We start from the raw sequence: 23,305 nt of genomic DNA, 5'->3' as shown, positions 1-23,305 counted from the left end.
ATCACTAAGAACATCAATTGCAATGTTCTTAGATTACATCTTATGCTGACTTTTTGCTTAAGTTGACACCAATGAGCATTGCTGTGCCCCTACGAAAGATATGGTTTTTAACCTTATTCGTATTTGGTATTTCTTGTCAATGCGTAAGTCCTATAATACAGCGCATTTCAAGGAAAGTGAGGTACACAACCAAAGTCTCAAACCCTTGTGTAAAAGCTGTTTTACTTCTGAATTCTGACCCCTGAATTCTGAATTCTGCTGTATTTCTTTAGCGATCGCTTCTGTAGTCGCACGTAAACATTTTGGATTTTGGAGAAAGCGATTTTGGATTAACCTCGCCCACAAGGGGACAAGGCTTGAAGATTTTGGATTTTGAATTTATTCCGCTTGACTTCGGGCGGGGCATGAACCGAAACAATCTAAAATCTAAAATCTAAAATCTAAAATCGCTAGGTCAAGGTTTCGGACTAGCCGCTTCATCAGGTGCAGGAGTGATGGGAGCGCCATTGGTGAGGCTGAGAATACCGGAAACAACAATTTTGTCCCCAGCTTTTAGTCCTTCGATAACTTGATAATTATTGCCCTCAATCACTCCCAATTTCACCGGCTTTTGTTGAGCTACTAAAGATGGCGCTCCAGTTTTAGGGTTTTGTGCGGGTGCTTCAGCTTTAGGCTTTTCCTGCGGTGCTTCAGATTTAGGCTTTTCCTGCGGCGCTTCAGCTACAAACACAAAAGTCTCCCCACCCAAGCGAGTTATTGCTGTAACTGGAATTAAGATTCCTGGACGTTCATTCCAGATTACTTTGGTTTGCACTGACTGAAGATTACGCAGTCGATTTCTCAAATTGCCAAAGTTGGCTTTCACCAAAACTGTCTGCGAATCTGAACTGGCATTTGGGGAGATAAAACTCACCTTACCCGTTGCTGTGGGTTGGCCTTGGGCATCCAACATTTGCACAGGTAATCCCACGCGCAACTGTCTGGCTTGATTTAGTGGAATGGATATATTCAGCTCTAAAGAGTCGTTTTTGGTCAATGTGGTCAACTGATCCCCTTGTCCGACATACTGTCCGACTCTGACTGGGATATCACCAACAATACCTGTGAAAGGAGCTAGGACTTTTGTGTATTGTAGTTGGACTTGAGCCGACTGGACTTGAGCGGCGGCTTGGCTGACTTGCGATCGCCCTTGGGCAATATCTTCGGGGCGGTTGCCGTTCACCTGCTGCCTATAGAATTGTTTCTGTTGTTCTAAGGCAGCACCTAGCTGCTGGATATTAGCAGTTCTGCTTTTGCGGAGTTGCTCTAAATTTTTCTGGGCTGCAACCAGCGCCGCTTCAGCACTACTTTTGTTTTTGACGTATTCATCTAGGGTATCTTTGGAAGTTGCCCCTTCTTTTGTTAATTGTTGGTATCGCGTTGCTCGTGCTTGTGCTAACACTAGATCGGATTGGGCGGAATTAACTTGAGCTTCAGCCTGTTGAATTTGCTGTGGTAGCGATCCAGATACGGCGTCTTGATATTTTGCTTGGGCTTGATCTAGCTGGGCTTTGGCTTGGAAAACTATTTCTCTTCGAGTCCCGGCTTTGAGTTCGGCAAGATTTGCCTGTGCTTGTTCTAGTGCTGCTTGTTTTTCTCGTAGCAGGGCTTGGGCATCATCAATTTGTAGGCTAAGAATGACTTGCCCTTGTTGAACACGGGTGCCCTCTTTGATGTAAATCTGGGTAATTCGCCCTCCAACCTGCGGCTTGATTGGTACAGAAAGTGGTGCTTCTAAGGAGCCAATAAACACCGAACTATCCTGCACAGTTTCAGTTTTCACAGTTGCTAGCTTGACCGAAACTGCGCGTTGAGGAGCCGCAGCTCCAGCAGCCGATTGTGCATTGTTAGCATGACTAGTTTGCCACCAGCGCCAACCTAAACCAACACCTGCAATTAACAGAAAGATTCCTAACACCAAAGGCCAACGCCGCTTTCGAGGTGACTTAGGCGATCGCTGTGGCAATGGTTGCAACTCTTGACTAGAATCAGTAACACTAGGCTGTTCTATTTCAACGGGAACGCGAGAGTCAGGGAACTCAGAATGGGTCATCGTTTTTTCGTTTTGTGGATTTAAACTTGGGCAATCTACTTTTTCGCTAAAAAAGCATTGTTTGAATAGTTTTTTAGCCTTTTTTCTCTATGTTGGTGACAAATATGTTTGGGTATTTGGGTATTTGGGCGATCGCTCACAATGTCTAGCACCTAAAACGCACAAATATCTTTTACCACCTGATGGTTAACTTGTACATTACTTAACTCCAATCAATTTTTTTATTGTAATTTATAAAACATTTTTAGTCAGTATAAACCCAGTGCCTTAGCTCCGAGAGAAAGCACGGTTCATCTTGTTGTTACAAAGGAATCAACTGAACCTGCTGCATCCTGCGTTGCAAACACCTTAGTTGCTGACTTTATCAAGCGGGGACAAGTTTGTGCCGTCCTTGATCCTAAGTTTTCCATGAGCGTTTGCAAGCGCTTGCTTGCAGATGTAAGTGCTTGCTTGCATTATAACCACATAGAACAAAATATTCATATAACACATGAGTTTATCGTTCTTAAGTGGTAGTGAATAGTGATCTTAGGGAAGAAAAGTCTCTGGAGGAATGGCACGCTTGTAAAGCCCAAAGGCTTATGTCGCCTCGTTCGCCTCGTTAAGAGTCTCCGACTGGGAATGCATTCCGAGAGGGCTGCTGCCTCAAAACTTGCGGTAGCAGCCCAATGAGGTGCATTTCCAGCTTCTTGCTGGAAATGAGGTTTTAAAAGGGTTTTGGCTTAAGTTGACACCAATGAGCATTGCTGTACCTCTACCATGTGTTGCATCCATAGACACCTACGCGCTACTCTACGAGTTGTCCAACAGAGTACCCGCAGAGTACGAGAACTGCTTTATTAATCAAGGTTGCGAGTTTCATCAAGTTATCCTCACAAAAAACTACGTGCAATCATCAATCAGTGTTTTCTAGAATCCTATTTTTGAGCAGTCTCAACTTCCTACACTTAGTTCACCCAATCGGTTGATTTTTAAATCACCCATTTGGGTGATTTAATTTATCCTAATTAGGGTTTTGTTATCGTAAATTAAAGGGTTTAAGAACCTGCAATCTACAGAAAGCACCCATTTCAGTCGGGGTTTGTCTTGAGAAATCGCTCCACTTGGGGCTTTGCCCAAGACCGCGTTTCTCGCTAAATCCCCCGAAGTTGCCACAAACTCCTCCACCCCCGCAAGGCACTTCTCTTCTCTACGAGACGCTACGCGAACGTCTGAAATATCTAAAATGTTTGAATTTTGAATTTTGAATTTTGAATTGTTATATGCCCCATGCCCTTCAACCATCGACAACTGATTTTTTAGAATCCAATTTTGCTAAAATACCCACAGTTGATTTTCGGTTAGCAACAATATTAGAAAACAGCCACTCATACCGATCAAGTGCTTGCTCTAAGGAATAGTTTTCTTCGGCAAACTGTCTTCCTGTCTTACCTAGCTTCGCTCCTAGAGCCGGATTAGCATATAAATCATACACCGCAGAGGCCATTGCATCGGGTGATTCTGGCTCAACAATTATCCCACCACCACTGAGTTCGATTGCTTTAGCAGCAGTACCAGTGGCGGGAACTGAACCCACAATCGGGCGACCACTCGCCAACAGCAGTGGTATTTTTGAAGGCATATTGAACGAAATCACATTGCGCTTTTGCACAATTAGCCCGACATCAGATGCTGCTAGCATTTCGGGTATGTTTTCTCGCGGCTGCAACGGTAGCAGCAAAACATTATCGGCTCCATTTAATAGACAATATTCCTGCAACCTCTGCAATGCTATTGATTCGCCAACAATCACAAAAACAATCTCCCTAATCTGACGTAAGCAAACTGCTGCGTCTATTACTGTCTCTAAACCTTGGGTTAGAGCAATGTTACCCGAATAAAGTACTACAAATTTCCCATCCAGTTGATGGCTAGATATCCAGGAGTTGCCCTCTTTCGGTAAAGGGCGGATGAAATTTACATTCACCCAATTGGGAATACAAACGATTTTATTAACAGGTACTCCCTTATTCACTAAATTCTCACGAAACCCATCGGTGATCACACTAATAGTGTGTGCAGTCCGATATGCAAATTTCTCTAGGGCTGCAAGAGTTCGGATCATCCACTTATTTTTCAATAGCCCAATATTCACGGCAGCTTCTGGGAGAATATCTTGCACATTCAGAACTACTGGGCAGTTGTATAACCAACCAAATATTGTTGCTGGTAATGTAGCTAGTAGAGGTGGAATTGTTAAGATAATCACATCGGGACGTCTGCCTTTGAAGGCTTGAGGTAAGCTCGTGAAAACAAAGCTCAACTCCAATAAAAGCCGATCCACGAGGTTGGGTTTAGACTGAATCCGCAGGTAACTTCGTTGAATGGTTACGCCATTTTTTTGTTCAGTAACGTACCATTTACCCCGATATCCATCGTAAATCTCACGCTGAGGATAGTTGGGCATTCCGGTAATCACCCGTACTTGATGACCTCGCTTTACTAGTCCTTCTGCCAATTCAGTCATTAAGGGAGCAATTCCAATCGGCTCTGGATGATAGTTGTAGGAATAGATCAGAATGTGCATGAGCTATTTATAATTATAAATTTTGTGAATACAGCCTGAAATGAGCGGATTTACTGCTAATTTCAGTAGGCGCTCTACTTTTATTGTTTAATTTAGGTTGTGAGCAGGTGATGATTTTTTAAATCACAATTGCAAGCAAGACTGTTTAAGACTTTTATCGGTGGATTTTAATAGTTATTAGTTATTAATTATTAGTTATCAATTACCAATTATCAGTGAATACTGATAATTGGTAATTGATTTAAGTTTCTTATCATACGCCTGATAAGTTTTCACTAATTTAAAAGGGAATGTAATGCTTAAATTTACACTTAGGAGATTGTAGCATTATATTTCATCTCGTGTATCAAACCTACATTCCAGCTTGTAAAGTGGCACATGAAGTATTTTTAACCGAGTCATTAGTATTGTATTGAATATTATTACTGAAACAACCTATTTTGGGAAAAAATGCATACATGATTAATTTGTACAGTGCGTAAGTCCGATGATTGCGATCGCTCGAATACTTTTTGTCAATAAGTATTCGAGCGATCGCAAACTGATATGGTTGAACGATCAGCTCACCAGTTCAGTGAACTATTGGGGCTAGAATAGAGATTCATTAAACTAAATTTGGCAACCTCTGACTAGGAAGCCCTACTTTCTAGCAAGAGGCTTGCTTTTTTTTCAAAGTTGAACCTAAACCCAACATCCCAAATGCCAGTAAACCCAAGATAGAAGCAGGTTCAGGGACTTTGGATACCTGAATAGAGCCAGAATTCTGATCTAGTGTTATTGACGTTCCCTTTTGATTGAGATCCTGACGTAATGCCAAAGAGTCGCCAATCTTTCCTTGGAGGAAATATTCTCCAATTACACCTGTTCCTCCTGCTATATCAAAGGGGCCAAACAATTTCTGACTGGAAGTATCAAAGTTGAAATTGAAGTACTGAGATTGTGACACCCCACCAGCAACGGTGTTATAGGTTCCCAGAAGATTTTTAGATGGGTCTAAGAAGGAGACATTCAAGGATTGTAAAAATTTGGTTGCTCCACTACCACTTTCTGAAATAATTGTCGGTGCTGTAGCCTCGTCGTAGCTGAATGAACCTACTGCTGAATAACCAGCATTACCTAGCCAGTTAAAGTTTAAATCAACAGCTTGGGCTGGGTTGTTAGCACCCGCAGCGATCGCTACACTAACAACTGTACTAGTTGCTGCGATCGTCGCAATTTTGGCGAAAATATTTGTCATTGTGATCACTCCAAAGTTGATTGATGCCATGCAGATATCAATCTATAAACAAGACTAACTTTATGATAGAAATATGTATAAGTAAATACTGCATTAAACTACGGAAGTAACTGTAAAAAATCAATGAAGAGAAACACTTTTTTGTGAAGTTTTAGATAAAATGTCAAATCTATCTAACAAACCTCAGCTCGACTTTATTCATAAAGATGTATCTGGCAAGGCTGACTAAAAATCACGAGCGATCGCTAGATAATAACTGATAAAGTTGAGCTACGCAAAGTTGAAAACAGTATCCTATGCCTGGGTTTTTATTAGAAGTTGGTACAGAAGAATTACCTGCAAGTTTTCTCAGTGATGCTTTAGTGCAATGGCAAAAGCGCATTCCCCAAAGCCTGGAAGCAAACAGTCTCAAAGGCGAAAGTGTCCAAGTGTACGGTACTCCCCGGCGGCTGGCGGTAGTAATTAAAGGTCTACCATCTCAGCAACCAGACCGAGAAGAAGAAATTAAAGGCCCACCCGCCCAAGCCGCCTTTAAAGATGGTCAGCCGACAGCCGCCGCCGCAGGCTTTGCCAAAAAGCAAGGCGTGGAAATAGATGCGCTGTTTCTTCGCCCCACTGACAAAGGGGAATTTGTATTTGTGCAAAAAAGAATTCCCGGTCGTCCTGTGGCGGAAATTTTGACAGAACTTGTTCCCCAGTGGATTTGGGGTTTGGAAGGTAAGCGGTTGATGCGTTGGGGAAATGGGGATGCGAGGTTTTCCCGACCAATTCGTTGGCTGGTAGCTTTGTTAGATCAGACGGTGCTACCTCTAGAATTAGTGAATGGTTCTAAAACGATTAACAGCGATCGCATTTCTCAAGGTCATCGTGTTTTGCATCCTAAACCTGTGACAATTGCCCAAGCTACTGATTATGTTACCGCCCTCAAGTCTGCTTATGTCACCGTTGACCCAGAAGAACGGGCAAATCTGATCAAAAAGCAAGTAAATGCAGTAGCAGGTAATTTAGGCGGGTATACAGTAATTTATCCCGATTTGTTAGCGGAAGTAACCAACCTTGTAGAATATCCTTCCACAGTTGTCGGCAAATTTGAACCAGAATTTTTGGAATTACCAACTGAGGTAATTACTGAAGTTATGGTTACTCATCAACGTTATTTCCCTGTATTTAAAACAGGTAGTTTTGAGCAAGAATTATTGCCCAATTTCATCACCATTTCTAACGCTGATCCGAAGAAATCAGATATTGTTGCTGTCGGTAATGAAAGGGTAATTCGTGCCAGATTAGCTGATGGGAGATTTTTCTATGAAGCTGATTTAACTAAGCCAATAGATAGCTTTTTACCCCAGTTAGAAAAAGTCACTTTCCAAGAAGAATTAGGTTCGGTGCGTGCCAAGGTCGATAGAATAGTTAAGATTGCCGAACAAATTAGCCGCCAATTAGAATTAGAGGAAAATCAAAGCCAAAGAATCCAACGTGCTGCTTTATTATGTAAAGCAGATTTGGTAACTCAAATGGTGTACGAATTCCCCGAATTACAAGGCATTATGGGAGAAAAATATGCCTTAGCCAGTGGTGAAGATCCCGAAGTAGCAAAAGCTATTTTTCAACATTATTTGCCAACGGGAGCCGGTGACAATTTACCCGAAACACTCACGGGTCAAATTGTCGGTTTGGCAGATAGATTAGATACTTTGGTGAGTATCTTTGGTTTAGGTTTAATTCCCTCTGGCTCCTCCGATCCTTTTGCCTTGCGACGTGCTGCTAATGCTGTAGTTAAAATTGTTTGGTTTGATAATTTGCCGATAAATTTAGATGATTTATTGACGCAAATAGCAACAGATTTTGCAACAAAATATCACAAAGATCAGGCAGCATTAACCGCAGCATTACAAGAGTTTTTCTTGCAACGTATCCGCACCTTACTGCAAGAAGAAAAGCAGATTGATTACGATTTGGTAAATGCAGTTTTGGGAGAAAATGACCCAGAATACACAGAACGGACGTTAAAGGATTTATTGGATGTACGCGATCGCGCCTTATACTTACAACAAATTCGCAACGACGGTACCTTAGATAACATCTACGAAACTGTTAACCGTTCCACACGATTAGCCGCCCAAGGTGATTTGGATACAAAACAGCTAGAACCAACAACCGTAGTACGTCAAGAACTATTCCAAAAGTCCTCTGAAGTCGCTTTGTATAATGCCCTAATCGAATCAGTACCCCAAACTCAAGCAGCACAGCAGACACGAAATTATCAACTATTAGTAGCAGCACTAACAAAAATTGCTCCGACAGTTAGTAACTTCTTTGATGGACCAGATAGCGTTTTAGTTATGGACTCCGATCCAGAAATCAAGCGTAATCGATTACACTTACTGGGACTAGTTCGCAATCATGCCCGTGTTTTAGCTGATTTTGGGGCGATCGTCAAAAATCTGTAGCGTAGGTTAACAAAAACCTGTGTAATTTTTGCCAATAAACGCTAATATAGGGACTGCTTAACCAGGGACACTCTGCTGCAATCTATGCCTAGAGCTTCTGTGATTGGATTGGGAAAGTCCGGTGTTGCTGCGGCGAGATTGTTGAAACGGGAAGGTTGGGAGGTAGAGCTGAACGACCGCAACACCTCCGAAACCCTCCTGCAACAACAACAAGAACTCGCTGCCGAGCAAATAACCGTTAAACTAGGCCAATCCCTAGAATTGAATGGTGCTAATTTACCGCAATTAATAGTAGTTAGTCCGGGCGTACCTTGGGATATTCCCGTATTAGTTGAGGCACGCCAATTAGGTATTGAAACCATTGGGGAAATGGAACTCGCTTGGCGAAATTTGCGCTCGCTACCTTGGGTAGGAATTACTGGCACTAACGGCAAAACAACTACCACAGCTTTAATTGCTGCCATTTTCCAAGCAGCAGAATTAAATGCACCCGCCTGCGGTAATATTGGCTACGCCGCTTGTGATGTTGCCCTATCTCAGGTGGGGAGGGGAGATGAGGGAGATAAGGGAGATAAGGGAGATAAGGGAGATGAGGGAGATAAGGGAGATGAGGGAGATGGGGGAGACAAGGGCGAAAATTTTACTTCATTATCCTCCTCATCCTCCTCATCCCCCTCATCCTCTTTACTCGATTGGGTAATTGCCGAAGTTAGCAGTTATCAAATAGAATCTTCAAGCTCTCTTGCTCCCCGTATTGGTGTTTGGACGACTTTCACACCAGATCACCTTAGTCGCCATCAGACTTTAGAGAACTATTACAACATTAAAGCTAAGTTATTACGTCAGTCCGAATTGCAAGTGTTCAATGGCGATGATGCTTTCTTGAGGCAGCAAGGTTTAAGTAATTGGCCTGATGCTTATTGGACAAGTGTGAAAGGAAAAGATTTTCTGATTAGTGAAAAAGGCTTTTACATCGAAGACGACTGGGTTGTGGAAAAATTGACTGCAACCTGTACACCAGAACCGATTGTGAAAGTATCTACTTTGCGGATGGTGGGAGAACATAACCAACAAAATCTCTTGATGGCAGTAGCAACAGCACGATTAGCGGGAATTAATCGTGATGCGATCGCGCGTGCTATTCTTGAATTCCCCGGCGTTGCCCATCGTTTGGAACATATCTGCACTTGGGAAGGTATTGATTTCATTAACGACAGCAAAGCTACCAATTATGATGCTGCCGAAGTTGGTTTAGCATCTGTGAAAAGTCCAGCGATTTTAATTGCTGGTGGAGAAGCCAAAGCAGGCGATGATACTGGCTGGCTAGCAAAAATTCACTCCCAAGCTGCTGCTGTGTTATTGATTGGCTCTGCTGCACCCGCATTTGCTAAACGTCTCCAAGAGGTAGGGTATTATTCTTACGAAATTGTGGAAACTATGGAAAGGGCAGTCCCTAGAGCAGCAGAATTAGCCAAGCAGTATCAAGCGGCTGTGGTGTTGCTATCTCCGGCTTGTGCGAGTTTCGACCAGTACCCGAATTTTGAGGTGCGGGGCGATCGCTTCCGTCAGTTGTGCCTTGCTTGGCAGAAAGACTGGAAATTTGAAGAAGAATTCAGAAGTCAGAATTCAGGAGTCAGAATCAATCAGTCGGGGATTGGGACTCGCACAACGACCGCGCTCAGTGACCACGACTGAATTGTTGCACCACCAAAAATTCTAGTTTTGTGGGGGTGCAAAAACTCCGATTATTCATCCGCTTTTTCGTACAGAATACCCAACTGAATTTTGACGACTGGCGCCAATATTGCTGTTCGATAACACAAGAGCAATGTTTACCAATACCGCACGGGAATGCCGAGTGTCTGTGAAATCGCGTCGGCGATCTCGTTGTAGTTCATCTCGACTAGACCGTAGAGCGGGTAGATCTGGCGATCGTGCGGCTCCAGGTTTTCCAGGATGGCAGCGATGACATAGGACTGGTCTTTTCCAGCGATCGGTGCGTGGTTTGAGAAGTCGAGTGGGAGTCGGTATGGATTAGCGCTGGCCTCCGGTAGCGAGCAGTTGTTCGCCGGTGAGCCAGCCAGCATCGTCTGATGCCAGGAAAACGGCAATGGAGGCAATGTCTCCGGGTCGTCCCGTGCGACCAAGCGGTGTCTGAGCAATGAATGCCTTCTCGAAGTCAGAGCCGATGTAGCCAGCACTTACTGATCCCTCGGTTTCGACGATGCCGGGGTTAAGAGAGTTAACGCGGATCTGCCTCGGTCCGAGTTCCCTTGCGAGTACACCCGTGATGGCATCAACAGCGCCCTTGGTGCCGCTATAAACCGCGCTGTTTGGAGGTGTAATACGGCTGACACCAGAGCCGATGTTGATGATGCTGGCACCTTCGCCGAGGTGCTTGACGGCTGCCTGCGTTATCAGCAGAAGACCGAGTACGTTGATGTTGAATATCTTATGGAACTGGTCTTCGGTGATGTCCTCGATCGGAGCGAACTCGTAGACGCCAGAGTTGTTGACGAGGATATCGAGATGTCCGTAGTGCTTGATGGCGGCGTCAATGATGCCCTGTGCCTCAGCAGCCTTGGAGACATCACCACCCACGGCGACAGCCTTGCCACCGGCTGAGGTGATCTCACTGACCGTTTTATCTGCACCAGATTTGCTGGAAGCGTAGTTGACGACGACGGCCGCGCCTTCGGCGGCGAGTGATTTGGCGATCGCAGCACCGATGCCCTTAGATGCACCTGTAACGACTGCTACCTTACCTGTAAGCTTGCTCATAGTCTTAATATCCTCAAATTAGTGAACTACTCCGCCGTAACACGACGCAGCTTCCCAATTGATCGGGAATAGCCTCCAGAACTCCGTAGTACCAGAAAGTCTGACATTCCCTCCTCTTGTCAGGAGTCCTGGTTCCCAAGACCCAAATCTTTCTCTTGCAACATATACCTCCACCGCTTGGTTTTCGCTTCTGGCATTGATGGTCAAGACTTTAAGTATCTTACCAGAAAATACTGGCGATTCGTCATACATCTGGAATCGATTTTTTACAACGTAAAAAATCAATATTACAGCCGTTTTCATGTATTTGAACCATATCTGTCGTAAGGGCACAGCATTGCTGTGCCCTTACCGCGTGGTCTATTTACCTGAAAATAGCTAGCTGTAAGTAATGCATAGGGGATTTAGCTTAGACATCAAAACTTGCTGCCTGTCTTGCTGGGAATTAAACAAAACACATACTTTGTTAATATCCTCACTCTTTTTTTGGCGAAGGAAGGTATTGAAGAGAAATTCTAGATGCGGAAAATTCTACTTCGGCAGGTAGTAGCGGTTCAAGACTCAGGAGTGAGGACTATAGAAAGAGCTAGTTGATAGAGTTGACGACGGGGAAGGAAAGTAAATTTTGCTAACTGACGACTAGCTTGCGATCGCGATATTCCCTGACTAATTAACTGTTTCAATTCGGCTTTCAATTCCTCTTCTGTCAGTTGGGGCTGACTGGCTGGAATTCCCGCTACTACTAGTGTGTATTCACCTTGGGGTTCTCGTTGGCTGTAGTGAGCGATCGCTTCGGCAATTGTCCCCCGCCAAAATTCCTCATACAATTTAGTTAACTCCCGTCCTAGCACAATTTGGCGATCGCTTCCCCAAACAAGAGCTAAGTCTTGCAAAGTATCTCGCAAGCGGTGGGGCGATTCATAGAAAATCAATGTGCGAGATTCTGTTTGCAGAGATTCTAAATGTTGTTGTCTCTGTTGAGTTTTAGATGGGAGAAAGCCTTCAAAAACAAACCGATCCGTTGGTAGTCCAGCTGCACTCAATGCAGTAATTGCGGCACTAGCGCCAGGAATGGGAACTACGGGAATTCCCGCCTCAATACAGGCTTTCACCAGTTCATATCCCGGATCGGAAATTCCTGGCATTCCAGCATCACTCACAAGAGCGATCGCTTTATCGTTAACTAAATGCTCTAATAATTCTGGAATGCGGCTGGTACGATTATGTTCGTGGTAACTCACCTGGGGTGTCTTAACTTGAAAATGCTGTAGCAGTTTCCCTGTGTGACGCGTGTCTTCCGCAGCAATGATATCAACAGTCTGCAAAATTCGCACCGCTCGAAAAGTCATATCTTCCAGGTTGCCAATTGGTGTGCCGACAACGTAAAGTGTTCCTGGTTTTGGATCGGTTTGCATGAGTCACACAATTTTGGGATTTAACTATTCCACCGTAAGTCCCCCATCTGAATTCTGTACCCAGAATCAGTGGCGGGATATAAGGTGGGCAATGAGGAATTGACCAACAATCGACGATAACCTTTAAGTTAATTCAGAAACGTTGGTCGATGACGAATTGCCAATCATGGTATTTGGTAACGAGTCGATATATTCTTCTATCAGTTGAGTCAATGTCTTGTCCTGATTCGCTGCATAGTTTCGGAATTTATTCATCCTTCGTGTCGATACTCGCAAACTTATTCTGCATTCTTTCATTTTGTCCACCCAGTAGCCACACATTCATGTTATCCTAATATTAGGAGGGGAAACAAATGAGAACTTCGTACCAGTACAAATTACGTCCAACAAAACAGCAAGCAGCACAATTTGATAAATGGCTGGATATGCTTCGTTGCCAATATAATTATTTGTTGGCCGACAGATTTCGCTGGTACGAAGAGAACCGATGCTCAATCAATTCTTGTTCTTTAGTTGTTTGTCATCTACCAGAGTTGCGAAACAACCCTAGTTACAATAGTCAGCAAGATTCATTACCTCAACTGAAAAAAGACCGCCCCTGGTACAAAGAATTGCATTCTCAAGTATTGCAAAATGCAGCCAAGCGTGTAGAGTTAGCCTTTGACAGATTTCTAAAAGGAGATTGCAACGGAAAACGAAGCGGAAAACCAAGGTTCAAGGGAGCTAATCAGTACAAAACTTTCACTTATCCCACTGTTAAAAGCGATTGTATTGACAAGGGTTTGATAACCCTTCCGAAGTTTGGGAAAGTCAAGCTGATACAACACCGCACAATCCCCGACTCTTTCAAGATAAAGACTTGCTCTGTCACCAAAAAAGCTGACGGGTATTATGTGACTCTTAGCTTGGAAGATAAAACTGTTCCAACCATTAAGCCTGACTTTGATTCTGATTCTATAGCTGGTATTGATGTTGGCTTAAAAGAATTCTTGACTACTTCCGATAACGAAGTAGTCACAATTGGGCAGTATTATCGCAAGGCTCAGAAACGTTTGCGAGTTATTCAAAAACAGGTATCTCGTAGAAAGAATGGGAGTATTGGTAGACAAAAAGCGATTAAAAAGCTAGCTACGCAACACAAGAAAGTTGCTAACAAAAGAAAAGACTTTCATTTCAAAACTGCTAACAATCTATTGAAAAAATATGATGTTATAGCAGTAGAAGATTTGAACGTAAAAGGACTTGCACGAACCCGATTAGCTAAATCTATACTCGATGCTGGATGGTCAAGCTTTCTGTCGATACTGACAAACAAAGCCGAAAATGCTGGTTTGTTAGTTATCCAAGTTATTGCGTCCGGTACAAGTCAAGATTGTTCTAGTTGTGGTGTAAAAGTACCTAAGAAGCTGCATGAAAGATGGCACAGATGCTCTAATTGTGGGTGTAGTCTTGATCGTGATCACAATGCAGCGATAAATATAAAAAATAGAGCGGTAGGGCATTCCGTTCTTAAAGCCAAGAGTCTCCTAAGCGATAGCCGGATTGTCTTGGAAGCCTACACCGAACCGCTTCGGTCGGTGTAAAAGATGTCACGACGAACGAACACTGTTAGAAGCAAGTCTGATTAATTCTTCAACATTATTTGAGATTGTATTGCAAATCGCATTTAAAGGTAAGTCATTGGGATCAAACCCGAAAGGTTCTTCGATTTCTGAGCCAATTTGTTCAATACTTAATAATGTAAAACTTACAAAAGCCATTACTATACCAGTCCACCAATTCAAAAAGCTCACAATTTCCAAAGGTAATATCAGACAAAAAATTAATAACAGTTGTCTGAGTTTAATAGTATATATCAAAGGCAGTGGCGTTTTTAAAATGCGTTCACAACCACCTAAAATATCAACTAAATCATCTACGCAGTTATGTAGAGTCGTCAGTTGATAGACATTTAGAGAATTCTGGTCATGCTGATCCTGTAAATAATCTCCTATCCAGTAAGCAATTTGTAGCGCGGGATGATTAGTATTTTGGAGTTGTAAATATTGTTCTTCAGACATTAAGGATGCTAACTGAGTGTCTAAAGGTGCCGATCTTAGATGTAACTTCATTGCAACTGCAAAAGCAGTTACTAACCGAACTATTGCTTCTTTTTGTAGTCTATCTTGCGGTGTCTTCTCTTTAACTATTATCCAAATTCCCCTAGTTAAGTTCCGAGATGTATTAACTAAAGATCCCCATAGTTGACGACCTTCCCAAAATCTATCATGGGCTGTATTCGTCCGAAAAACTAATAGTAATGTAAAACCAATATTAAAACTTAAAACAGCATTAGTAACAATACTGTTAGGATTTGAAAATGCTATTGGTACTCCTAAATGATATAAAACCGATATTAAAACTCCATAGGCAGTACAAAAAAGTACCCAAGGAAAAATCAGAGAAAGAATTGACCTTTCAAGCCGAAGAGTTACTTGAAGCCAGTTCAATTTTTCGCCTTTGTAAAGGTGATACTTTTCTATTAAAGAGTTTTTGGAATTATTTTGAAAATAGTTAGGTCGTTTCATATTGGTAAGATTTGACGATTACATCAATTAGGAAACTAGCTTTTTTAGCTAAAGTTATCTTGCTGAAACCAGATATATACAAGATGTAGGTTTCCAGATAGCGACTTTCGTGCAACTATAATCAACATAAATTGTAACGTTAACATTAAAATTTCTTTATGTGAATCCTCTTTAGGTAGGAAAATTCATGACTATCTTCCCATTCTTTACCATTAACTTGATTTTCTGCTTATATTGGTTAAACTTCGTGGTATTTCCCGATTTATAAGATAATTAGCCAAAATTTAGATTTATTTACCGTAAATACTCAGTTTTTCTTACCGACAGAGCGATGTCTAGCACGGGCTACACCTACGCATTTGGGTTAATAATTAATACAGTGTAATTAGATAACGCTTATCTCTCAAGCTATAAAAAGGAAATCAACTCTATGAAATTTGGGATTGATATTGGACACAATGGGAGCATCTCAGTGAAAGCAAATTACCAAATGAGAAAGAAGATTCTTGCTCAATACTGCTCGGTTTTTGGTGCATAGTCATTTGAGATCCCCCTTAGTCCCCCGATAAATTGGGGGAAAAATAAGGCATTTTTAGCCCCCCTTTTTAAGGGGGGTTGGGGGGATCGACTCAAAACCTACGCAGTATTGGATTCTTGCTCCCTCTCCTTACCAAGGAGAGGGTTGGGGTGAGGTTTTACAAGGCTTTTTACACTCATTGAGATGCTCCCGGACACAATTGCCCTCCAGATACAGGAGCAACAGGTTAACTCTATCTAAATCATTTGTCAACAACAAGATTCCCAGCTTCTGAGATAAGTCGGGAATCTCAGCAGATTTTAAAATTCCTATTCCAAGACTTTTTCAGAGGACAAAGTGATGTCATTACTAGATGATTTGGTTAATAATTATCTTCATCAAGATTTAGCAGTAATCTTTATCAAAGTTGGCATTGAAGCTGAGAAAATTTCTGAGATAAATCGGCAGATTTTAAAAGAAGTTAATCTCGCTCAGTGGTTGCTAGAATCTGCTAGAGGCGAAAGTTATCTGGCTGTGAATGCTAATAATTTTGCTGGATTGAAATGGCGAGAGCCTGAGATGAAGGGGTTTGCCGAGCCTTTGAAAATGAAAGTTCCTTCCGAGCCAGAAGAAGTTGAGTTCTGTAAATTCGCAGATGTTAATGCTTTTATTATTGGTTATTGGAAGTTTTTAACTCGTTCTCCTTATAAAGGCTTAGAAGAACATACAAATACGCCAGAAAACTTCCTTGGCTTTCTGAAAGGTAAAGGCTATTCAACTGATCCTAACTATGTCAGTAAAGTTGTAAACTTGCTTCCAGAAGCTCAGAAATTGCTGGCTAATGCAGAGAGAGTTGTCATTCCCACATTAGTGGAAAAACTTCAGCTAATTCGTGCAACTCAAGAAGTGGAAGTAGGGCAAAGTGTCAGAATTGAAGGTATAGCACGTTTAGCCGATAGTGGTAAAGTTTTGTCGGTAATGATTGATGATAAATTTCCAGCCCCCAATGTACCAATCAGAGAAGATGGCAAGTGGAAATTTGATTTCGTCTTTAAACAAGAAGGCGATCGCCGGATGATAATTGCGATCGCTGATCAAACTCTCAAGCTCCAGATTAAAGTGATTGTTCCTTACGATCATCAGGATGATGAGAAGACTCAACAACCTACAGCATCCAGTTTATCAGGAGCGAAAGTAATTAAACTCAGTGGTAGTGTGGGAATTGGCGCAGTAAATAAAGCTGATGACGTGAAGGCAATTAAAGCGCGATTGCATGAACTAGGCTACACATGGGTAGGCGATCCTAAAAGTGCAGACAGGGACAGAGGACTATTTGACGCAATTAAACTATTTCAGTCAATCATTGCAGGTCGCAGTACTGTTAATGGTGATGGTCGAGTTGATGTTAGTGAAATGACTCATCGATGGTTGCAAGCAGCTAACGCCCCACGCTGGGTATTAATGCCAAACAGCGACCCTGACAATGGTTTGATTAACGGTGAACTAGCAGAAATCCAAGATAACCACGATTATGGGACACACTGGTTAGCTGATGTGATCAAAGAAATTGCCCAAGACTATCAAAATAGTTATCGCAAGACTCATCCGAAAGCTGCCTTATTTGCAATTAATGATGTTAGCCTTCCTCATGGAGGCGATACTCCCGACCATCATGGACATGAAACTGGGATGATGTGCGATGTTTTTTTGCCCAAAAATAATGGCGATTTTGGCGGCATTTTTTGGTCGAGTTCTGAATATGATCAAGAGACTACGCGAGCTATTCTCAACTCTATTCGCAAACAAAAGCTGGTACAGACGGGGGCGGTTTTCTTCAACGATAAAAAGCTAATTAAAGAGGGGCTTTGTACCCCGATGATTGGTCACGATCATCATATTCACTTTGAAATTAACCCACCAATAAAAAGCTAGACGAAGCCCGATTTTAGCAGAATGACTCGCCAAGAGAGTCCCTAGTAGATCACCTCAATTCATCCCTCTAAGCTAAAACACATCTAAGAAAGCATATTGCAATTTTCTAAATATCTTGTGGGGTGGGCAACATGAGCGCCCTAACTATGCAGCTTCAATGCCGATTAGCTTATTATGCAAGACCAGTTTTTTCATTGCCTAAGAATCTTAGCTGTAACTTGCGGTGTTCTGATAGCCTTCTTAGTTAACTTCTGGCTCCTGACTCTTGCCCAAACCGTGAGCGGCTGTCCAACTTGCTTATACAGCAAGCTTTCTAAAATCACACCATTATTATTGGCCGTGAGAGTTTTATTCGGTTGATGCAAAGACTCATAAAAGCCATTGTACCAGCCATCTTTTGACTTGAGATTAGCTTGGACAAAATCAAATAACTGGCGAGTATAAGCAGTGTTATAAAGCACATGCCAGCCGATCGCAGCTTTGGTACTCAAAAATCGCAAATCGTTGTGCTGTTGTCGGGTATCTGTAATGGTTGCCCAAGGTTTTCCGTTGACAAACAAGCTGCTGTAAACAAAGTATGGAGGGCGATCTAAGTTGTCTTCGGTGACGGCAGTTAATTGCTTTGTGGCTTGATAACGCGCTACTTGAGCAGCTAAAATCCGATCAGCATAAGTTTTAGGCAAAGCTTGAAACCCAGTTTCGATGCCATCTAAAATATAGGGTTCGCTAAGAACGTAGTTATTAGCTCCAGAGTTTTTATAGTCGCGGCGATCGTAAGGAATTCCCTGTCCGTAAAGATTAACAAAGGCAGCATGGGACTGATAATCTAAGGCTTGCTTAACATCCAAGCCCCAAAGCTTCAGACCATAGGCAGCATAATTCTCATAGCCCAAGCGACCTTCTTGGTTATACTGTTCTTTGCCTTTGATCACGGCAGTACCGTACATTTGGCCATTTTTAGTCAGACGCTTGACTTGCCAATGTTTCCAAACTGCTGTCGTTGGCGATCGCATTTGTGGATACTTTGCCCCGACAATCTTCAGCCAGATTGCCATCCTTCCCAAATCGATGGCTGACCAACCAATTTCTTCGCGTTTTTCTAGTTGACCATAATTAACGGGTACAAGGGTTTTTGCATTGTAGACCTTGTTAGGTAGTTCGCCTTTGTATAAGGGCATAGATGCCAGTGTTTTCAACATTTTGCTCATTTTGGCTTCAAATTCAGCCGCAGGCACGATATTGAGTTCTCTAGCACTGACCAAAGCTGCGATCGCAGCTGTCTGATCCCACATACTTACAGAGGTAAAGCCATCAACGGAATTCACCAAGCCAGTTTTATCGTTCCAGTTGCGCTGGAAATATGACCAAGCCAGACGAGCAGTTGTTGTTTCCTCAGGGGTCAGTTTTCCAACTCCAGGAGCAAGATAGGGAATTATCGCTACTGTTAGTTGCTTCTTAGGAATGGGTTTACCTGGGAAAACTACAGATTTCGCATCCAGGCTGGCAATTATTTCAGCTTTTTTAGCACCAGAGACAGGGCGTTGGGGTTTCTTTGGTTGTAGCAACTGCCGTGAAGCAGTTTGGGATGCTGATATTTCCGGTTTTTTTATAGAAGTCTGGGAAAGTTGCTTAGACCAAACATTTAAAATTGCGATTGCGATCGCAGCCGTAACTACTCCTCCTACAGAAGCTAGTATAGACAAGCTCTTAGGCGGCGGTTGAAAATCAGAACTCATGCTTTCTTAAAGCCTCATCTGTAAATCACTGTTGCTTGCGTAATTTCACCAAATACATTCTTCCCAACTTTCATATCTAACTAACACCCAGAAGTTCACCTGAATTCTGACTCCTGAATTCTGACTCCTGAATTCTGTTTTGTTAAAATTTACATTCCGCCCACGACGATAATTATTTACCGGAATTAATGGGTTTAAAGCCGCGTCCTAAAGGAGCGGCTTTTCTTCCTGTAGTCTATCAATCCAGTCTTCAATCAACTGAGTCATCGTCTTGCGTTTCTGTTTGGCAACTCTTCTTAATTTTTCAAGCCTTTCAGGGTCAAACCGTATACTCAGCCTGTCTTTCATATTGCTATCCAATGGCTACCCATTCATGGTATCATGGGTAATATGAAAACACTGAAGTTTAAGCTCTATCAACACAAACGGAATAGATACCTCAAGCGAATTATCAATGCATCTGGGGTGATTTATAACCATTGTATTGCTCTCCATAAACGCTACTACCGAATATGGGGGAAGCATTTAAGTTGTGCAAAACTTGGCTATCGCCACGCTACGCGAACAGTCTCATATTGCTAAATTGAGGAAGCGTAAAGATTTTTGGCAATCCGTAGGTTCTCAGGCGGTACAGGATATCTGTCAACGCATAGAGAAAGCCTACCAATTGTTTTTTAAGCACAATAAGAAAGGAGCTAGACCACCAGGATTTAAGAAAGTAAAAAAATACAAATCATTCACCCTCAAGCAAGCGGGTTATAAGTTTTTGGGTGGCAACAGAATAAAAATTGGTAGTCGTGTTTATCAGTTTTGGAAGTCTAGAGAGATAGAAGGAACAGTCAAAACACTAACCATTAAGCGCACACCGTTGGGTGAGTTGTTTATGGTTGTGGTTGTTGACAATTGCGCTGAACCAGAATTTGAAGTTAAGACAAGTAAAATTGCTGGCTTTGACTTTGGTCTGAAAGCATTTCTCACTTGCTCAGATGGGACAACAATTGAGTCTCCCCAATTTTTCAAACAGTCGCTAACCCTGATAAAAAAAGCCAGTAGACATCACTCCAAAAAGTTAAAAGGTTCGGCTAATCGTGAAAGAGCTAGAAAGAATCTGGTACGTAGATACGAAGATATTTCTAACAAAAGACGCGATGGCGCGTGGAAATTAGCCCATGAGTTAACTGACAGGTTTGATGTGCTGTGTTTTGAAACCCTAAGCCTCAAAGGGATGCAACGTCTTTGGGGAAGAAAGATATCAGATTTGGCTTTTGGTGAATTTCTACAAATACTGGAATGGATTGCCAAAAAGAAAAACAAACTTGTTGTATTTATTAATAGGTGGTATCCCAGCAGTAAAACTTGTTCTAACTGTGGACACGTTTTAGACAGAATAGAATTGTCGGTCAGAGAGTGGCGTTGTCCGTCTTGTCAATCAGTTAATGGACGTGATGAAAACGCCGCTAAAAACATTCAAGCAGTTGGGGCATCGACTGTTGAGTTAGGTGGTGTAAGTCGGTATGAAACTGCAATTGCTGTTTGACCTCAGAATCCCTGCCCTTACAGGGCGGGGAGTATGTCAAAATAAAATAGTCACGCACCCGATCTCTGGAGTTCTAGCAGTGGGCTTATTTGATGATTTGAGTCGGTTTTTAGAAAATCGTTTAGAAGAATTCTTGCGTAACAATCCCCATTTGGAGTTAGAGGCGCTGCTAGAACAGCTGCGTGAGCAAGAAGAAGACACATTAAAGCTGATCGCAGATTTACAAGTACAAGAGAAGCGATCGCAAGAAGAAATTCTCTCCACCGCTCAAGAAATTCAGCGTTGGCATATCCGGGTTCAAAAAGCCGAAAACGCTGGCAGAGAGGATTTAGCGACTGCTGCGGGTGAGCGAGAAGCAGCCCTATTGCGGGAAGGAAATCAGCGCTGGGGACAGATGCAAGGGTTGAAAGAACGCATTAACCAATCTCAGGAACTACTGCGAAAAATTCAGCAGCGCCGACAAGAGGTGCAAGCCAAAGCAGCCGAAGCACAGACAGCCCGTGCTAAAGCCCAAACTCAGCAGCGTTTGGAAACAAATGGCTGGTCGAATCAAACTAGCACTTATTCTGGTGGGTTTGATGACTTAGAAGAAAAGTTTCAGCGCTGGGAAACCCAAGATGAGTTAGAACAAATGAAGCGGAATCTGGGGAAATGAAGAAGAATTCAGAAGTCAGAATTCAGAAGTCAGAAGTCAGAATCAAGAACTGCCGCGATGCCGATGTGGGGTAAACCATACTAGCGAACTTGTGGTTTAAAACCCCCACTGAACGAGAGTTCAGTGGCTCTAAATCAGGAGAGGCCGAATCCCTTGGAGTCAGGGCTATTTCATTTTCATCTAGTCCGCCTCAGAATTCATTCTGAGTCTAATAGCACTCATTCGTCTTTAGACGAGTGAGAAAAGATTATAGTCCGTTTTAGAGGTTGTTTGAAAAGTTTTTCGCTGTGACTTTAGGCACTTTTAGATCCCCCCTAACCCCCCTTAAAAAAGGGGGAACCGGAATCAAAGTCTCCCAATTTATCGGGAGATTTAGAGGGATCTAAAACTTTTGATACCGACAACAGGACTTTTCAAACATCCTCTTAACAGACTTTAGCTATAAGAGAGGAACTTCATTTCTGGGCGGTTTCTGTATAGAACGCAATAGCCCTGCCTTGGAGTTTCCTCCTCCTACCTCCTGTCTTCTTAAATTATTATAGGACTCGTATTTGATTTTTGAAAAAAATCAGTACACCCCGAAAAGGCTTCTTCCCCACTCCCTAGTAGAGACGCGATTAATCGCGTCTCTACTCCCTGTCTACGCAAATAATTATGGCTATGCCACGCTGCGCGAACACAAATCAACGCAGACTGCTATATCTGTATTGCTAATCACAATTTAGGCGATTTATTTAGTATTAAAAGTTTGAGATATTTATACTTAAATACAATCATCAATCAACTAAATTCTGGAAATTGTATTTAATTTGCTAATCAGGATTTATTTTTCTGATAAAGTTTAGTAAAGCCAAGTTTTACCTCTTCTTTGTACTACTGCTAACACATCGTAATAATACCTAAGTTTTTTTGATTAACCGTTAACGAGGAGAAGATATAAAAAATATTGTAGTAATCAAAGAGTAAGTAGAATTAAATTCACTTTTTTGGTGTTATTGCCGCAGTATTTCCCAGATGTTTTCCATGAGAACTGAGGCAGAGAGAATAATATGTTTTTAGACATTTTAGCTAGCCTACAACGGTTATTTGTGGGTTACATTCCAGCCGTTGTATTGGGTAGTTTTATCGGATATTTAATCGGCATGAATAACATGATTTATCAGCTATTTAGGCTGATATTTCAGATACCACATAGTATCCCTCCTATAGCTTTGCTACCTATTGCCCTAATAGCGTTTCAAGAGAGTGATTCGGCTGCTATTATAGTAGTTTTCCTGGGAACTCTCTGGACAATGATTATCAATATGGCAATAGGTATGCGACATTTTCAGAGACAGAATAATAACTTTCGAGTAGCTATATTTCATATATTTCATGCCTTGAAAGTTAGCATTTGGGTAGCCTGGTTTATAGTTATTGCTACAGAAATGTTAACAGGGCCAAAAGGACTTGGCTTTACCCTCTGGGATGCCTATAAAGCTGGCAATACCGATTACGTAATCCAGGTGATCCTCTACATCGGCATCATTGGCTTTTTGCTGGATCAGTTACTAGATTTCGCAGCCTATATTCTCTCGCAAATGGTTTCAGATGGTAAAAAATCTTCCTAAATTTTATAAGAAGAATTCAGAACTCAGGAGTCAGAATTCAGTATTAATTCTGTACGAGTGGGTGATGAATAAGCTGTTGCGTATTTAATTTATATATTGGACGCGCTCATGTTGCCCGCACTACAATATTTTTGGGTTTTCGTGTTATACAATTTAGCTGCACATCAACTTATTGGTCAAAACCTCGCCCCTGGCGATGCCCTGAGCGTG

General features: G+C 42.2%; 16 protein-coding genes and 1 pseudogene. 9 read left to right on the top strand and 8 right to left on the bottom strand.

Annotated features, from left to right (window positions below; genetic code table 11):
• Positions 1–454: 454 nt before the first annotated feature.
• Positions 455–2,092: an efflux RND transporter periplasmic adaptor subunit gene (locus V7K27_RS21985; RefSeq protein ID WP_334950195.1), complete on the bottom strand. Its 1,638-nt coding sequence runs from the start codon at positions 2,090–2,092 to the stop codon at positions 455–457.
• Between the two features lie 61 nt (positions 2,093–2,153).
• On the opposite strand from V7K27_RS21985, the gene V7K27_RS21980 reads away from it, so the two are divergent.
• Positions 2,154–2,282, top strand: a complete 129-nt coding sequence (locus tag V7K27_RS21980) for a hypothetical protein (protein ID WP_334950194.1) — start codon at positions 2,154–2,156, stop codon at positions 2,280–2,282.
• 1,086 nt (positions 2,283–3,368) lie between these two features.
• Here V7K27_RS21980 and V7K27_RS21975 read toward each other — a convergent pair.
• Positions 3,369–4,658 carry a glycosyltransferase family 4 protein gene (locus tag V7K27_RS21975; RefSeq protein WP_334950193.1) on the bottom strand — a complete coding sequence of 430 codons (1,290 nt, stop codon included), beginning with the start codon at positions 4,656–4,658 and terminating at the stop codon, positions 3,369–3,371.
• A gap of 646 nt (positions 4,659–5,304) precedes the next feature.
• Positions 5,305–5,895, bottom strand: coding sequence for a PEP-CTERM sorting domain-containing protein (locus V7K27_RS21970; protein WP_334950192.1), 591 nt, complete (start codon positions 5,893–5,895; stop codon positions 5,305–5,307).
• 296 nt (positions 5,896–6,191) lie between these two features.
• On the opposite strand from V7K27_RS21970, the gene glyS reads away from it, so the two are divergent.
• From glyS to V7K27_RS21955, 3 genes are all read left to right on the top strand, one after another.
• A complete protein-coding gene (gene glyS, locus V7K27_RS21965) occupies positions 6,192–8,345 on the top strand; it encodes a glycine--tRNA ligase subunit beta (RefSeq protein WP_334950191.1) in 2,154 nt (717 codons plus the stop codon).
• A gap of 84 nt (positions 8,346–8,429) precedes the next feature.
• Positions 8,430–10,040, top strand: a complete 1,611-nt coding sequence (gene murD, locus V7K27_RS21960) for a UDP-N-acetylmuramoyl-L-alanine--D-glutamate ligase (protein ID WP_442947638.1) — start codon at positions 8,430–8,432, stop codon at positions 10,038–10,040.
• Between the two features lie 133 nt (positions 10,041–10,173).
• Positions 10,174–10,314, top strand: a complete 141-nt coding sequence (locus V7K27_RS21955) for a hypothetical protein (protein WP_334950190.1) — start codon at positions 10,174–10,176, stop codon at positions 10,312–10,314.
• Positions 10,315–10,379: 65 nt separating this feature from the next.
• Here the strand turns inward: V7K27_RS21955 and V7K27_RS21950 are convergent, their stop codons facing one another.
• From V7K27_RS21950 to rsmI, 3 genes are all read right to left on the bottom strand, one after another.
• Positions 10,380–11,126, bottom strand: a complete 747-nt coding sequence (locus tag V7K27_RS21950; RefSeq protein ID WP_334950189.1) for a glucose 1-dehydrogenase — start codon at positions 11,124–11,126, stop codon at positions 10,380–10,382.
• A gap of 18 nt (positions 11,127–11,144) precedes the next feature.
• Complete coding sequence (locus tag V7K27_RS21945) at positions 11,145–11,429, bottom strand: hypothetical protein (protein WP_334950188.1); 285 nt, start codon at positions 11,427–11,429, stop codon at positions 11,145–11,147.
• A 251-nt stretch (positions 11,430–11,680) separates the two neighbouring features.
• The gene (gene rsmI / locus V7K27_RS21940) at positions 11,681–12,541 is read right to left on the bottom strand and encodes a 16S rRNA (cytidine(1402)-2'-O)-methyltransferase (RefSeq protein WP_334950187.1); all 861 of its coding nucleotides are present in this window, start codon (positions 12,539–12,541) and stop codon (positions 11,681–11,683) included.
• A gap of 353 nt (positions 12,542–12,894) precedes the next feature.
• On the opposite strand from rsmI, the gene V7K27_RS21935 reads away from it, so the two are divergent.
• Positions 12,895–14,124 (top strand): RNA-guided endonuclease InsQ/TnpB family protein, encoded by a 1,230-nt coding sequence (locus tag V7K27_RS21935; RefSeq protein WP_334950186.1) that lies wholly within the window; start codon positions 12,895–12,897, stop codon positions 14,122–14,124.
• A 6-nt stretch (positions 14,125–14,130) separates the two neighbouring features.
• Here the strand turns inward: V7K27_RS21935 and V7K27_RS21930 are convergent, their stop codons facing one another.
• On the bottom strand, positions 14,131–15,108 hold the full coding sequence (locus tag V7K27_RS21930; protein ID WP_334950185.1) for a bestrophin family protein: 978 nt from the start codon (positions 15,106–15,108) through the stop codon (positions 14,131–14,133).
• A gap of 877 nt (positions 15,109–15,985) precedes the next feature.
• Between V7K27_RS21930 and V7K27_RS21925 the strand changes: the two genes are divergently transcribed.
• The gene (locus V7K27_RS21925; protein ID WP_334950184.1) at positions 15,986–17,557 is read left to right on the top strand and encodes a glucosaminidase domain-containing protein; all 1,572 of its coding nucleotides are present in this window, start codon (positions 15,986–15,988) and stop codon (positions 17,555–17,557) included.
• 191 nt (positions 17,558–17,748) lie between these two features.
• On the opposite strand, the gene V7K27_RS21920 is transcribed toward V7K27_RS21925, so the two are convergent.
• Positions 17,749–19,293 carry a DUF3131 domain-containing protein gene (locus V7K27_RS21920; RefSeq protein ID WP_334950183.1) on the bottom strand — a complete coding sequence of 515 codons (1,545 nt, stop codon included), beginning with the start codon at positions 19,291–19,293 and terminating at the stop codon, positions 17,749–17,751.
• Between the two features lie 390 nt (positions 19,294–19,683).
• Between V7K27_RS21920 and V7K27_RS21915 the strand changes: the two are divergent.
• The 3 genes and pseudogenes from V7K27_RS21915 to V7K27_RS21905 all read left to right on the top strand — a co-directional run bounded on the left by V7K27_RS21915 (position 19,684) and on the right by V7K27_RS21905 (position 23,095).
• Positions 19,684–20,830 (top strand): annotated as a pseudogene (locus tag V7K27_RS21915) (RNA-guided endonuclease InsQ/TnpB family protein).
• A 79-nt stretch (positions 20,831–20,909) separates the two neighbouring features.
• Entirely contained in the window at positions 20,910–21,485 is a 576-nt protein-coding gene (locus V7K27_RS21910) for a TIGR04376 family protein (protein ID WP_334950199.1), read from the top strand.
• 1,049 nt (positions 21,486–22,534) lie between these two features.
• On the top strand, positions 22,535–23,095 hold the full coding sequence (locus V7K27_RS21905; RefSeq protein WP_334950182.1) for an ABC transporter permease: 561 nt from the start codon (positions 22,535–22,537) through the stop codon (positions 23,093–23,095).
• Positions 23,096–23,305: the final 210 nt, after the last annotated feature.

It is taken from the genome of Nostoc sp. (assembly GCF_036919575.1).
In the GTDB taxonomy this organism is placed as follows: domain Bacteria; phylum Cyanobacteriota; class Cyanobacteriia; order Cyanobacteriales; family Nostocaceae; genus Nostoc.
The sequence above is the reverse complement of the archived record's forward strand: the minus strand, read 5'-3'. Positions and strand labels throughout refer to the sequence as shown.

Coding starts and splice junctions, on each gene's coding strand:
- V7K27_RS21985 (WP_334950195.1), bottom strand. CDS start 2,092: ATGACCCATTCTGAGTTCCCTGACTCTCGCGTTCCCGTTGAAATAGAA.
- V7K27_RS21975 (WP_334950193.1), bottom strand. CDS start 4,658: ATGCACATTCTGATCTATTCCTACAACTATCATCCAGAGCCGATTGGA.
- V7K27_RS21970 (WP_334950192.1), bottom strand. CDS start 5,895: ATGACAAATATTTTCGCCAAAATTGCGACGATCGCAGCAACTAGTACA.
- glyS (WP_334950191.1), top strand. CDS start 6,192: ATGCCTGGGTTTTTATTAGAAGTTGGTACAGAAGAATTACCTGCAAGT.
- murD (WP_442947638.1), top strand. CDS start 8,430: ATGCCTAGAGCTTCTGTGATTGGATTGGGAAAGTCCGGTGTTGCTGCG.
- V7K27_RS21955 (WP_334950190.1), top strand. CDS start 10,174: ATGTTTACCAATACCGCACGGGAATGCCGAGTGTCTGTGAAATCGCGT.
- V7K27_RS21950 (WP_334950189.1), bottom strand. CDS start 11,126: ATGAGCAAGCTTACAGGTAAGGTAGCAGTCGTTACAGGTGCATCTAAG.
- V7K27_RS21945 (WP_334950188.1), bottom strand. CDS start 11,429: ATGAAAACGGCTGTAATATTGATTTTTTACGTTGTAAAAAATCGATTC.
- rsmI (WP_334950187.1), bottom strand. CDS start 12,541: ATGCAAACCGATCCAAAACCAGGAACACTTTACGTTGTCGGCACACCA.
- V7K27_RS21935 (WP_334950186.1), top strand. CDS start 12,895: ATGAGAACTTCGTACCAGTACAAATTACGTCCAACAAAACAGCAAGCA.
- V7K27_RS21930 (WP_334950185.1), bottom strand. CDS start 15,108: ATGAAACGACCTAACTATTTTCAAAATAATTCCAAAAACTCTTTAATA.
- V7K27_RS21925 (WP_334950184.1), top strand. CDS start 15,986: ATGTCATTACTAGATGATTTGGTTAATAATTATCTTCATCAAGATTTA.
- V7K27_RS21920 (WP_334950183.1), bottom strand. CDS start 19,293: ATGAGTTCTGATTTTCAACCGCCGCCTAAGAGCTTGTCTATACTAGCT.
- V7K27_RS21905 (WP_334950182.1), top strand. CDS start 22,535: ATGTTTTTAGACATTTTAGCTAGCCTACAACGGTTATTTGTGGGTTAC.